Source organism: Nocardiopsis alkaliphila YIM 80379, assembly GCF_000341005.1.
Classification (GTDB): domain Bacteria; phylum Actinomycetota; class Actinomycetes; order Streptosporangiales; family Streptosporangiaceae; genus Nocardiopsis; species Nocardiopsis alkaliphila.
Genome location: NZ_ANBD01000014.1, coordinates 1 through 12455, shown reverse-complemented (window position 1 = coordinate 12455; position 12455 = coordinate 1). Strand labels below are relative to the sequence as shown.

The 12455-nt window shown below is 68.5% G+C and carries 10 protein-coding genes; 2 read left to right on the top strand and 8 right to left on the bottom strand.

Annotated features, from left to right (window positions below):
* Positions 1-451, bottom strand: a 451-nt coding sequence (locus tag D472_RS0101900) for an O-methyltransferase (protein ID WP_017602812.1), incomplete at its 3' end; no start/stop codon positions are given.
* 302 nt (positions 452-753) lie between these two features.
* Here D472_RS0101900 and D472_RS0101895 point away from each other — a divergent pair.
* Positions 754-2184 (top strand): amino acid permease, encoded by a 1431-nt coding sequence (locus D472_RS0101895; protein WP_017602811.1) that lies wholly within the window; start codon positions 754-756, stop codon positions 2182-2184.
* A 167-nt stretch (positions 2185-2351) separates the two neighbouring features.
* Positions 2352-2897, top strand: coding sequence for a hypothetical protein (locus D472_RS0101890; protein ID WP_017602810.1), 546 nt, complete (start codon positions 2352-2354; stop codon positions 2895-2897).
* Between the two features lie 69 nt (positions 2898-2966).
* On the opposite strand, the gene D472_RS0101885 is transcribed toward D472_RS0101890, so the two are convergent.
* From D472_RS0101885 to D472_RS26540, 7 genes are all read right to left on the bottom strand, one after another.
* On the bottom strand, positions 2967-4322 hold the full coding sequence (locus D472_RS0101885; protein WP_017602809.1) for a hypothetical protein: 1356 nt from the start codon (positions 4320-4322) through the stop codon (positions 2967-2969).
* Positions 4323-4441: 119 nt separating this feature from the next.
* Positions 4442-5674, bottom strand: coding sequence for a site-specific integrase (locus D472_RS0101880; RefSeq protein WP_017602808.1), 1233 nt, complete (start codon positions 5672-5674; stop codon positions 4442-4444).
* Between the two features lie 43 nt (positions 5675-5717).
* Positions 5718-6242 (bottom strand): hypothetical protein, encoded by a 525-nt coding sequence (locus D472_RS0101875; RefSeq protein WP_026117285.1) that lies wholly within the window; start codon positions 6240-6242, stop codon positions 5718-5720.
* A 10-nt stretch (positions 6243-6252) separates the two neighbouring features.
* Positions 6253-6576 carry a hypothetical protein gene (locus D472_RS0101870; RefSeq protein ID WP_017602806.1) on the bottom strand — a complete coding sequence of 108 codons (324 nt, stop codon included), beginning with the start codon at positions 6574-6576 and terminating at the stop codon, positions 6253-6255.
* Between the two features lie 177 nt (positions 6577-6753).
* On the bottom strand, positions 6754-10320 hold the full coding sequence (locus D472_RS0101865; RefSeq protein WP_017602805.1) for a TM0106 family RecB-like putative nuclease: 3567 nt from the start codon (positions 10318-10320) through the stop codon (positions 6754-6756).
* 175 nt (positions 10321-10495) lie between these two features.
* The gene (locus tag D472_RS0101860; RefSeq protein WP_017602804.1) at positions 10496-11248 is read right to left on the bottom strand and encodes a septal ring lytic transglycosylase RlpA family protein; all 753 of its coding nucleotides are present in this window, start codon (positions 11246-11248) and stop codon (positions 10496-10498) included.
* Positions 11249-11449: 201 nt separating this feature from the next.
* Positions 11450-12154 carry a protein-tyrosine phosphatase family protein gene (locus D472_RS26540; protein WP_017602803.1) on the bottom strand — a complete coding sequence of 235 codons (705 nt, stop codon included), beginning with the start codon at positions 12152-12154 and terminating at the stop codon, positions 11450-11452.
* Positions 12155-12455 lie beyond the last annotated feature (301 nt).

Here is a 12455-nt window from a genome sequence, read left to right as displayed (position 1 = left end):
GGTGGATGTACCAGCGGGCGAACCAGCCGTTGTGGGCGGCGTCGAGGAAGAGGTAGTCGGTGTGGGCCGGCATGTGGGCGATTTTGGCGCGTACGTCGCCTTTGGTGAAGGTCCAGCGGTCGTGGCTGAGGTGGTCGGGGACGTGGCGGGGTGCGTGGTCGACGATGTCGAAGGAGTGGAGGTGGCCGGTGCCGTTGTCGCGTAGGGCGGAGAGGATCCAGGTGGTGGACCAGCCGTAGTAGGTGCCGATCTCGACGACGTTGTGGGGTTGGTGGTGGCGTAGGAGGAGGTAGGTGATCTCGGCTTCGATGTCGTCGAGTTGGGGGGTCATGGTGGGGTCGGAGTCGTTGTGGTGGTGGCGTTGTTGGTCGCGTACGCGGGCCAGGTCGTCGCGGTGGGTGCGGTAGAGGTGGGTGATGAGGTCCAGGTCGATGGGTGCTGGTGTGGTCATGGTGGGCTCCCGGGGTGGGTTCGGGCCGTGTGAGTGCTGAAAGTAGCAGTCTGTTGACGTTGTGTTGAGTCCTTGGTGTGGTGTGTCGTGGGTTCGGGGTGGTGTGGGTCACCGGGGGGATGGTTCGTCGCTGGTGTGGTGTTGGGGGTGGTGGTTCGGGTTCGGGGTTTTCTGACCCGTGAAAGATGTGGTCATCCCTTGGTCCTCTTGGTGGGGCCGTGGCACGTAGTGAGAGGGCGCCTGAGGTGGCGGCACAAGGTGAGGACGGGTCGGGGCTGACGCATGTGTTGCGTCGCCGGCACATGACGTTGATCGCGATCGGTGGTTCGGTGGGAGCGGGGCTCTTCATCGGCTCGGGTGCGGTGATCCAGACGGCGGGGCCCGCGGCGGTGGTGTCGTATGCGTTGGCGGGGGCGTTGGTCTTTTTGACCTTGCGTGCTTTGGGCGAGATGGTCGTGTCGGTGCCGGCCGGTGGCTCTTTTTCCGACTATGCGCGGTTGGCCTTCGGTCCTCGGGGTGGGTTCACCATCGGTTGGGTCTACTGGTGGATGTACGCGGTGTTGGTGGCGGCCGAGTCCGTGGCCGGGGCGACCATCGTGGGCCAGTGGGTCGAGGTGCCCGGGTGGGCGTTGGCGTTGGTCGTTTTGTTGTCGATGACGGTGGCGAATCTGATCTCGGTGAGGGTCTTCGCCGAGACCGAGTCGTTTTTCTCGTTGGTCAAGGTGGCCACCATCGTGGCGTTCTTGGTGGTGGGTGGTCTGTATGCGCTCGGGCTGTGGAGTGGGTCCGGGGGGTCGAGTGTGGGCAACTTGTGGGAGTTGGGTGGGTTCGCTCCCCAGGGGTGGGTGGCCGTGTTGGGGGCCACGGTGGTGGTGCTTTTCGCGTTCGGTGGGGTGGAGATCATCACGATCGCCGCCGGGGAGAGTGCCGAGCCCGAGCGTGGGGTGGCTTCGGCCATCACCAACGTGCTCTGGCGGATCGGTCTGTTCTATGTGGCTTCCATCCTGGTGGTGGTCATGGTGGTGCCGTGGGATTCTGCGCGGTTGGATCGCAGTCCGTTCGTGGTGGTCATGGAGACCGTGGGGGTGCCGGGTGCGGCGTTGATCATGGAGATCGTGGTGTTGGTCGCGGTGTTGAGTGTGCTCAACGCGGCGATGTACACCTCTTCGCGGATGTTGTTCATGCTCACGCGGCAGGGTGATGCTCCGCGGGTGCTCAAGGGCACCAATCGGCGTGGGGTGCCGGTGTGGGCGATTCTTTTGGGCACCGTGGTGGGTTATGCGGCGGTGGTGGCCGATTACCTGTTTCCGGGGCGGGTGTTCGGGTTCCTGGTGGCTTCCATCGGTGCGATTTTGCTGGTGTTGTTCCTGGTCATCTGTGCTTCGCAGTTGGTGGTGGGTGCGCGGGTGCGTCGGCGTGCTCCGGAGCGTTTGACGTTGCGTATGTGGGCTTTTCCGTATTTGACGTGGGTGACGTTGCTCGGGTTGGTGGCGATTTTCGTGGCGATGGCGATGTTGCCCGAGCACCGTCAGGCGTTGTGGTCGTCGGTGGGTGCGGTCGTGGTGGCGTTGTTGATCTATGAGGTGCGTCGTCGTGTGGGCTCTGAGCCCAGTCGGTTGGTGTTGGGGGTCGGGGGTCGGGCCACTCCTGAGGAGTTGGATGCCATCGCGGGGCCGGGTTCGGCGGTCGTGGTGGGCGAGGAGGGTGGTGGCCACTCCCCCGGTGCGGGGTGAGGTGGTGTGCTCTTTGTGGGGTGGGTGTGGTGGCGTTTCGTTCCAGGTGGGGCGGGGCGCCACCGTGGTGTGTGGGGGTTGTGGGGGTTTTTCTATTGTGGGGCCGGTAGTGCTGAAGTCATGTTTTGTCGCTAAGGTTCTGCGCAACCCCTGAGAGGAGCACCCCCGTGCGACACTTCGTCGGCTTCCTGTCGGGCCTGATCTTGGGCCCGGTCCTGCTGTTGGTGACCGGTTGGGCCTTTGCGCATCTGCGAGGGCTGTACGTGGTGGGGGCCGATGCGTTGTCGGGTACCGGTCCGGTGGCTCTGGCCGGGTTGGTGGGTGTGGGGCTGTTGGTGGCCTTGGTGGCGGTTCCCCCACGTTTGACTCCCATGTTGCCCTTGGGTGCGGCCTTGGTCCTGGGTGCGGCCAGTGCGCTGTCGGTGTGGCGTGGGTATGTGTTGGAGCGTTTTCCCGTGGTGCCCGGTAGTGAGGGTGCTCTGACGTTGTTGCCGTTGGGGGTGTTCGTGCCTGTGGTGCTGGTGTTGGCGGCCCCGATGTTCGTGGGTGGGCGTTGGGTGCGCCGCGATGATGAGGGGTTCAGCGAGGAGGATGCCTACTTGGACGGTCTTTATGAGGAGGATGAGCGGGAGGTGCACGCTCGGCGTGGTGCGGGTGCTGGTTCGGAGCCGGTGCCGGTTCGGCATGAGCCTCGGCATCGTTTGGAGGACTGAGGGTCCTTTTCGGGTCCGTGCGCACGTGTGGCCTCCCACTCCGGGCGGGGTGGGAGGCCACAGGTGTGTTCAGCGCCAGGTGGGGCCCCATCCCTTGGATTGGGAGACTCCGGGGGGCAGGGGTGGTAGGGCGGGGCCGGGTGAGGGCCGTTCCTGGGGTGTGTGCCGGTCGGGGTGTTGGGGTGCGGCGTCGAGGTCGGCCGGGTCGTGGGGTGTGGGCCGGGGGTCGCTCTGGTGGGTCTTGTGGGGTGGTGCGGGCTCGGGTGAGGGCTGGTCGGGGGCGGAGTCGCCTGCGGGTGGGGCCTGTTCGGTCTCGTCGGTGTGCAGTAGGACCGGCTCGGGCAGGGGTGGTTCTGCGGGGTCGTCGGTGGAGGCCAGGGTTTGGGCCGGGGCCACACGTTTCCACCACAGGAGGGCTTCTTCGGTGTCCAGTTCGGATTCCACCTCGAGCCAGCCGTGCACCTGGGGGTGGCGTCGGTGGGCTCTCCAGGAGCGTGGGTAGGGCTGTTGGTCCAGGATGAGTACGTGTTCGCCGTCGATGGTGGGGATCTCGGCGGGTAGGCCTTCGTTCCATATCCAGGAGCCGTCGTGGGCGACCAGGTTCCACCAGCCGCGGACGGTGGGGGCCTGGGGGTCGGCGGGTTCGGTGCGGTAGGCGGCCACCCAGCGTGGGTCGGGGGCTGGTCCGGGTAGGCCTTGGCCGTGGGGGCCGATGAGGGCGTCGGCGAGCAGGGTGTGGAGTTGGAAGTTGTCGCCGATGCCGTCGAAGAGGACTCTGAAGGCGCGTTTTGAGGTGCGGTCCATGACCAGGGCCGAGGTGGCTTCGGCCATGCGCAGCAGGGTGCGGACTTCGTCGAATTCGGTGAGGTGGTGGCTGAGTTGGTTGGTGATGGCCACGAGTTGGGCGTGTAGGGAGGGGTCGCGGCGGATGTGGGAGCGGACCTCGGGTTGGCTGAGCATGCTTTTGGTGGCCAGGCCGTGGCGGCGGATGGTCCACCAGCACATGGTGGCGGCGGGGGCGTCGTGGCCCAGTCGGGTGGCTACGCGGGCTTCGGCGTCGGCGGTGACGGTGTCGGGGTCGGGTGGGGGTTGGGGGCCGGTGTGTTCCCAGGCTCGGAGGAAGGCGATGGCGCCGTTGCCCATGGTGCGGAGCAGGTGGAGGATTTCGGGGCCGGCGGGGCCGGGGTCGGTGCCCATTTCGACCAGGGCTCCGGCGACGACGGCCAGGTCGGCGATGACGCCGGGGGCGGCGTGGTCGCCGGCCAGGAGGGGGGTGAGGGCTTCCAGGGCCAGTTCGCGTTCGGCGGTGGGGATGTGGGGGGCCAGGAGGTAGACCTTGTGGACGGCCGGGGGGAACTGGTGTGGGTCTGTGGCGACGGAGGCGTCGATCAGTTCTTGGAAGGCGGCGCGAAACTCGTCGACCATGGGCCCGTCCCCTTTCTCACGTAACCAACCTAATGTCTCATCAGGGCAGGATCGCACGTTAATGGGTTGTATCGGTGTTGCTTGTGGGTTTGTTGATGTTTTGAGATGGGGTGTGGGTCTCATAGGCCCAGGCGGGTGACGGCGTTGTCCTCCAGTGGGTTGGCGGTGCGGATGTAGTCGTGGACGGTGCCGGGGTTGGTCCAGCGTCCTTGGCGCATGATTTCGCGGTCGCTGGCTCCGCCCAGGGCGGCTTGGGTGGCGAATCCGGCGCGGAGGGAGTGGCCGCCGAAGTCGCGTGGGTCCAGGCCGGCGCGTTCTGCGTAGCGTTTGACCAGGTCGCCGATGGCGCGTGGGGACATGGCGTGTTCTCCGATGCGGCCGTGGCGGTCCACGGTGGGAAAGAGGGGGTGGGCCGAGCCGTCGGCCAGGGGCAGGGTGTGCAGGTCGGTGCAGGTGTGGGTGGTGGGTGCGGGTTCGGGGGGTGGTGGGGTCAGGTGTCGGCGCAGGGCGTGGGGGCCGTGGGTGTGGTGCATCTGGAGCAGGTGGGACCAGTCGGCCAGGGCGCAGATGCAGCAGGTGGTGCGGTGGCGTCCGCGGGGTAGGGCGACCTGTTGGTGTTTGCGGCCTTCTTGGTCGGTCTTGGTGGTGTGCAGGGCCACGACCAGGGTGGGGGTGTTGCTGAGGGCGTCTTGGGTCAGGGTGAGGTCGTCGAAGGTCAGGGCGGCCAGTTCGGAGCGGCGTAGGGCGCCGGCGAAGCCGGTGAGCAGGAGGAGGGCGTCGCGTCTGCGGGCCACTCCCCCAGGGTGGGCGTTGTGGGGGCGTGCGGCCAGCAGGGTTTCCAGGGTGCTCAGCAGGACGGGGGCTTTGCGGCGGGGGCGTGCCTTGCGGGTACGGCGGATACCGCGCAGGGTCATGCGTACGACTTCGGCGCGGGTGGGTGAGTCCAGGCCGTGGGCGCCGTGGACGGCGGCGATGGCGGCGGCTCGGCGTTCCAGGGTGGTGGGTGCCAGTGCCCAGCCGGTGTCGTCGGGGGTGCGTAGTTGGGCGCAGGCGGCCAGGTAGACGGCCACGTCGACGGGGTCGGCGGGCAAGGAGGTGCGGTTCTGGGTCAGGCACCAGGTGCAAAAGGCGGTCCAGTCGGCGCGGTAGGCGCGCAGGGTGGCCGGGGATTGGGCGTTGGCCAAGAAGCGACCGAGCAGGTGGGCCTGTTCGGTGTCGAAGCGTTGGCGTACGCGTTGGAGTGCTTGGGTGTCGACCAGGACGTTGTGGTCCAGGTGGCGTAGGCGGTGGTTGACGGTGGCGGGTAGTGGGTCGGGTGTGGTGGTGGGGTCGGTGGTGTGCACGGGGTCCATTGTGGCCCCGGTTCGGGGTGGGTGTGGTGGTGGCGTGCCGGGGTCAGCCGAACAGGTGGGTGGTCAGGGCGTTCAGGAGTTCGCCGGGTGGGGCCAGGAGGAGGATCGAGATGACGGACAGGGTCAGGGCGGTGGCGAAGGCGATGGCGGCCATCTTGCGGCGCAGGAGTAGGGCGGCGATGGTGCCGATGCCGGGTACGGCCCAGGCCATGGCCAGGAGCCAGAGCAGGGCGTTGCCGATGGTGCGCAGGGTTTGTTGTTGGTGTTCGTGCAGGAGTGCGGGGGCGGTTTCGGGGTCGTTCAGGCGTGGGTCGGCGGGGTCGATGCCGGTGTCCAGGCCGGCGAAGAGGAGGGCGGCCAGGGCCAGGGGGGTTCCCAGGGCCCACAGGAGCCACAGGATGACCCATAGTGCGGTGATGCGGCGGTCGGGTGGGGAGGGCACGACCACGGGGGTGCGTTGCAGGGGGCGTTTTCGGGGTGTGGTGCCCGGTGGGACGCGCCCTGGTTCGGTTCCTTGGGGTGGTGTGTGGGTGTTGGGCTTGTGGCGTTTGCGTTTTTTGGGTGACACGGGGCGGAGCCTACCCGGCTATGCGCAGCAGGTGGATGAGCACCACGAACACCAGGGGCCAGGCCAGCAGGGTCAGGGACCACAGTGCGGCGCGGCGGTCGCCGGCCACGGTGGCCACGGCGGCGGCCAGGAAGGGTAGACCCACGGCGGCGCCGAAGGCCAGGGTGAACCATTCGGCGGCCGAGCCGGCGTGGGAGTCGGCGTTGAGGCCCATCAGGTATCCACAGGGGCCCAGGATCAGGGCCAGCAAGGCCAGGACGCCGATGACGATGCGGATCCCGGTGGGGTGGCGGGTGTTGTTGCCACCGCCGGGCGTGGAGGGACGTTCAGACACGGGGGCCGTGGGGCCTTTCGACGAATGACGGGCCGGGGCGGGTGGGGCTCACCGGGTGGGGTGGTGTGCCCGGGCACACCGGGCTCCGCCCTTTGGGTGTGTGCGGGGCGGGGGTGGTGTGCCACGTAAAACGTACTCCACATGGCAGGTGTCCGAAACCGGGGGCGGGTGTGTCCTTCAGTGGTCCTTCCAGGGGCGGGCGGTGTGGAGCAGGCCGGTGAAGGAGGCCAAAAGGCGTAGTTCGTCGATGGTGCGCGGGGTGGTGGTGAGCAGGTCGGGTGAGTACACGACCAGGGCCAGCAGTTGGGCGCGGGAGAGGGCGACGTTGAGTCGGTTGCGGTCCAGTACGAAGGCGGGGCCGCGGCTGGTCTGGTCGGCGTTGGAGGTGGTCATGGAGCAGATGACGGCGGCGGCTTCTTGGCCTTGGAACTTGTCGACGGTGCCCACGCGCACGCCGTGCAGGGCGGGGTGGTCTTGGGCCTTGTGGGTCAGGGCGCGGCGTAGGGCCCGTACCTGCAGGTTGTAGGGGGCCACCACCAGGATGTCGGTGCCGGTCAGGGGGCGTGGGCCGTGTTCGGGGTCGGTGGTGATGTGTTCTCGGGTCAGGCGTAGGGCTATGCGCAGTACCGCGTCGATCTCTTCGGGGCTGTGGGTGGTGCGGCCGGTGTGGTGGATGGGGTGGTTGTACACGCCGGGGGGCAGAGTGCTCAGGGTGCGGGCGGTGGTGGTGGGGTGGGCCTGTAGGCGGCCTTGGTAGGACAGGGTGGAGATGGGGGCGCACACGTTCGGGTGCATGCGCCGGGTCTGGTCCAGGAAGTAGCCCAGGGCGGGGTCGAGGATGGGTTGGTCCGCCATGAGGTGTTGCAGGGCCGAGGCGTCGGCGCCGTCGGTGTGCACGCCTTGGACGACCTGGGGTAGTTGTCGGGGGTCGCCGAGCAGGACGAGGTTGTGGGCGGAGGCGGATACGGCCAGGGTGTCGGCCAGGGCGAACTGGCCGGCCTCGTCGATGATGAGTACGTCCAGGGGGTCGGCGATGGTGTCGGCGCCGGACATGCCCCAGGCGGTGCCGCCGATCAGGACGGGTTCGCCCTTGGTGGCGTGTTTGGTGCGCCAGTTGGCCAGGACTTGTTGGCTGGAGGGCTGGTACCAGGGGGCGTCGGGGTCTTTTTTGCCGCTGCGGGGTCGTTTGGCCGCGGCCAGGGTCAGGCCTTGGTGGTCGGCGGTGCGTAGGGCGGCGGCCATGACGTTCTCCACGGCCTTGTGGCCGGTGGAGCATACGCCCACGCTGCGTCCTTGTTTGATCAGGTGGGTGATGAGTTGGGCGGCCAGGTAGGTTTTTCCGGCCCCGGGTGGGCCTTGGACGGCCAGGTAGGAGTGGTCCAGGCGGTCCACGGCGGTGATGGCCGCGCTGATGAGGTCGCCGTTGTGGGGTTGTGGGAGGGGGCCTGGGGGGTTCAGGCGTGGGGGTAGGCGTCGCAGGAGGTCCAGTCCTGGGTGGGCGGGCCAGTCGGGTAGTTCTCGGGTGGCGGTGCGGGCGACGCTTTCCAGGGCTCCGTCCTTGGGTTTGGGGTCGACCGGGGAGCCGGGCAGGACGGCCACGGGTGGGGTGGAGACGATGTTGTCGGGTGGTGCGCTCTCCATGAGGGTGAGGGTGTCGGGTTCGGCGGCCAGCACTGTGGCGGGGTGGGTGGTGGCGGCCCGTCCGGGGGCGCCGGGGTGGAGCAGGTGGACGCTCTGGCCGGTGGTGAAGGGGTTGGGGTGGGCGTGGTCCAGGCGCATGGACACTTCGCGGCGGGCCATCGTGCGCCGGCCGGTGGGTTCTTGCCATGGGCCCACGCGGGTCTGCCAGGGTACGGCGCAGTTGGTGTCGGTCTCCAACTCCTCCAGGGGTGCGTTTTGGCGTTGGAAGTGTTCGCGCCAGGGTGGGGAGTTCTCGCGCCGGTAGTAGCCGATCAGGGCGGCCAGGGCGGCGCGTGGGTGGTCGTCCTTGGTGCGTTGGTCGGGGTCGGTGGGCACCCCGTCCAAGAGGGGGTCGGTCAGGGCGGTGTGGCGGGCGGCTTTTTCGGCGCGCTTGTGGGCGTGTTGGGCTTGTTGTTCGGTGAGTTCGGTTTGCAGTAGGGGGCGGGTGGTGATGCCTTGTTCGGCGCGGTGTTCTTGGAGCCAGTCGCGTAGGCGTGCGGTGGAGCGGCAGTCGTCGCGGTTGTAGGCGCCGATGTCGTCCAGGATCCGTTGGGCCTGGTCGGGGTCGTCGGCGTCCAGGGCGGCCCGGTAGGCGGCGTAGGCGTCGATGCTGGAGGTCGCTGTTGTGACCTGGCCCGAGCGGGTGGTGTCCAGGTAGAGGGGTTCGAGGTATTTGATGGAGTAGGAGCGTTGGGACACGCGCAGGCTTTTGCGGACCACGGTGTACAGGTCGATCAGGCGGTGTTCGCGCAAAAGCCGGTCGACTTCTTCTTCGCGGGTGCCGTAGACGGAGCTGAGGTGTTTGAGTCGGTCGAGTTCGTAGGAGGCGTAGTGGTAGATGTGGGCGCCTTGGTCGGCGTCGATGCGGGCCAGGGCGAAGTCGACGAAGTCTTCTAGGGCTTGTTTTTCCTGGGTGCGGTCGTGGGCCCAAAAGGCGTGGAAGGTTTCGGTGCCGTCGGGTTCTTCGGTGGTGGCGCCGAAGAGGTATTCCAGGCCGCGTCCGTCCGGGGAGGGGTGGTAGGGGTAGCCCTCCATGTCGAAGAACAGGTCGCCGGTGCTGGGGGCGGGCAGGGTGGCCAGGCCTTGGGGTGAGTAGACCTGGGCGGTGACGGTGCCCTGGGGGTCGGTGGGGGTGCGGGTGTTGTCTTGTTGGACCTGTAGGGCGGCTTGGGCGCGCAGTTGGTCGAAGGAGCGGCGGGGCAGGGTGTGGGGGCGGTCTTGTTCGTTGGTTCGGGCCAGGGCGTCGATGGTGGTGATGCCGGCGTCGGTGAGTTTGGTGGCTTGGTCGGTGCGCAGGCCCGCGACCAGGGACAGGTGGCGGGCGGTGGTGCGTCCTTGGGTGCACCAGGTGTGGTAGCCGCAGCTTTCGCAGGTGGGGCGGGGTTGGCCCCAGGTGGGGGTGGGCAGGGTGGGGTCTTGTGCCAGGTGGTCGAGCAGGCGGGTGGTGAGGGTGGTCAGGATGGGGGTGAATTCGTTGGTGGGCAGGGTGTGGGTGTGTTTGTCTCCGGTGAGCAGGTGCATGTGTTGGGGGGTGTGCCCGTGCAGGTGGGTGACGGCTTGGGCGTAGGCGGCGAGTTGGACCACGGCTGCGGGGCCGGGGCGGCGGGCGAGTTTGGTGTCCCAGGGTTCGTAGGTGTGGTGTGCGGTGTGGTGGGGGCGGGGGTGGCCGGTGGTGGGGTCCAGGTCGGAGCGGATGAGGAAGTCGGCGCGGCCGTGGAAGGCGACGGTGGGGGTCAGCCGGTGGTGGAAGGAGGCCTGGTGGATGACGGGGACGCCGGCGTGCATGGCTTGGGCGGTGTGGTGGGCGGCTTGGGCCAGGGAGTGGTCGTGGGGGGTGGGGGCGTCGATGGTGGTGATGTGACCGAAGGTTCGGCGTAGGCGGTCGAGTTCGGTGTGTTCGTGGGTGTGGCCGTGTTGGGCGGTGAGGTCGTCGACGGGTTCGGGGTGGGGTGCGCCGGGCAGGTGGGCGGCCAGGGCGGTTTTGAGGGCGGTGCGGTGGTCGCATTCGAGGGTGTCGACCAGGTCGGTGGGTGAGATGACCCATCCGGTGGTGGTGCGGAACAAGGCCCGGTTCTCCCCTGCTGTGTCGGCGGTGGCGCTGGTGGGGATTGTGTCATGTGGGGCCGGTGTGCTCGGGTGGGGCTTTGGTGTTATGTCCGGGGTGGGGTGGTCACCACCAGGGGCGCCTTGAGCCGGTCGGCTCAAGGCGCCCCTGGTGGTGGTCGCTCGGGGGTGGGGGTCAGCCCACGACCTCCCAGTCGACGGTGCCCACACCGGCGCCGGTGCCGATGATCTGGTCGAAGGCGGCCGTGGACAGGTCCAGGCAGCGTCCGTCGATGTAGGGGCCGCGGTCGTTGATGCGTACGGTCACGGATTTGCCGTTGTTGGGGTTGGTGACCTTGACCATGGTGTTGAAGGGCAGCGTTTTGTGCGCGGCCGTCATGCCGTAGGTGTCGAAGGTTTCCCCGTTGGCGGTGGTGGCGCCGTGGAAGCCGTCGCCGTAGAAGGAGGCTTGGCAGGTGCCGCTTTGGCCGGTGCTTTGGTCGGAGTCGGTGGAGGAGTCGGTGGTGGCGGGTTCCTCTTCCGGCTCGGGTTCGGGCTCTTGCTGGATGGCTTTGGCGGTGGCCGATTGGGATTGGGTGGCCTGGTTTTGGGCCTGCTGGGCCTGTTCGCGTAGTCGCGGGTCGATTTCGCCGGCCTGTTCGGGGGCCACCAGGGGGTCGGGGTGGGCGTCGGGGATGACGGCGGTGGCGGTGGCCTCTTGGGGGTCGACGCCGGAGGTGATGATGGCCGTTGCGGTACCGCCTGCCACCACCAGGGTCAGTCCGGTGGCCGAGGCCAGGAGCAGGGTGCGTTTTTTGCGTGCGCGTGCGGCGGCTCGGCGTGGACCCGGTGGAGTGTGGTCCGGTGCGGTGTAGGCGGCGGCGTAGTCGGCCGTGGCCTGGTGGAGGTGGGCGTCCACCGGTGGGTTTTGGGGCTCGTGTTTGCCCACGACGCGGTCCTTCGTACGGGAACAGGTGGGGTCGCCGTCTCCTGGCGTGTGGCTGTTGGGCCCTGGGGTGTGTGCGCCCTGGTGGTGCGGGGCCCGGTGTGGAGCCGGCGGCCGGGTCTTGGCGTTGCACGGGGTCTGAGCGCGCAGTCTATGGGTAACGCGAGGGTAACGGTACCGGAAAGGGGTGGTTTGTGGAACCTATCACCTTCGGGTGCGGTGTTGGTGCAGGTCAGGACGCCTGGGTGGGAGGCGTCCGTCGAACAGGGTCTGGGCGGGGTCGGGGAGGTCCAGGCCGCTGAGGTCGGCCACCGCCCGGGACAGGGAGGGGTTGTCCAGGTGTCCGCCCACGGTGCGGATCATGGTGGCCATGGTCTGTAGGGGTGGGGCGTCCAAGGCGGTGATGGCGTAGCGGGTGGCCACCGCGGGGGTTCGGGAGGCTCCGGCCCAGCAGTGCACCAGGACGCGTTTGCCCTCGGCGCGCAGGGTGGCCACGGCGTCGGCGGCCTGGTCCAGGGTGAAGTGCACGTTGGTGTTGGCGTCGGGGGTGTCGTGCAGCCATACCCGGATCCAGTCGGGGCCGGCCAGGTGGGGGGCGTCGTGGGGGTGGGTGCGGCACAGGGAGACGACCGCGTCCACGTGGTCGGGGCGGCTGCGCAGGTAGGCCAGGTTGCCCAGGAGTACGTGCGGGTCCAAGGGGTGGGCGACCGCGAAGGTGGGTGGGTTGAGTCCGTCCTCGCTGCGCAGGGGTGTGTGGGGCCAGGCGTGGGGGTCGGGTGTGGGGGTGATCAGGTCCAGGGCGGTGCGGGTGAGGGTGTGGGGGTCGGTGTGTTCGCTGAGGCGACGTAGGGCTTGTAGGGGCAGGGCGGAGGCGCCCCAGCGGGCTCCGGTCAGGGCGCCGGTGTACAAGGCGGCTTGGTGACCACCGGCGCGGTGGGCGGCGTGGATGGCTCTGGTCAGGTGGGTGCAGGCGAAGGAGCCGTGGGCGGGCTCGTGGGGTGGGTATGGGGTATGGGGTATGGGTCAAGGCCTGCCAGGAGGCGCTGTGGGGGTCGGTGGTGGGGGTGTGTTCCAGTTCGGGGGCTGTGGTGGGCGGGGTTCGGGTGTGTACCAGGGTGTGCAGGGCTTGGGCCCAGGTGCGGGCGATGGGGGCGGTGGGCGGGTGGTGGGGGGTGTGGCCTTGGTGTAGGGCGAAGCGCAACAGGTGGGC

Excerpts from the sequence above, each read along its gene's own strand:
- D472_RS0101885 (WP_017602809.1), bottom strand. The coding sequence starts at position 4,322 with ATGGTCGACGAGTTTCGCGCCGCCTTCCAAGAACTGATCGACGCCTCC.
- D472_RS0101880 (WP_017602808.1), bottom strand. The coding sequence starts at position 5,674 with ATGGACCCCGTGCACACCACCGACCCCACCACCACACCCGACCCACTA.
- D472_RS0101895 (WP_017602811.1), top strand. The coding sequence starts at position 754 with ATGACGTTGATCGCGATCGGTGGTTCGGTGGGAGCGGGGCTCTTCATC.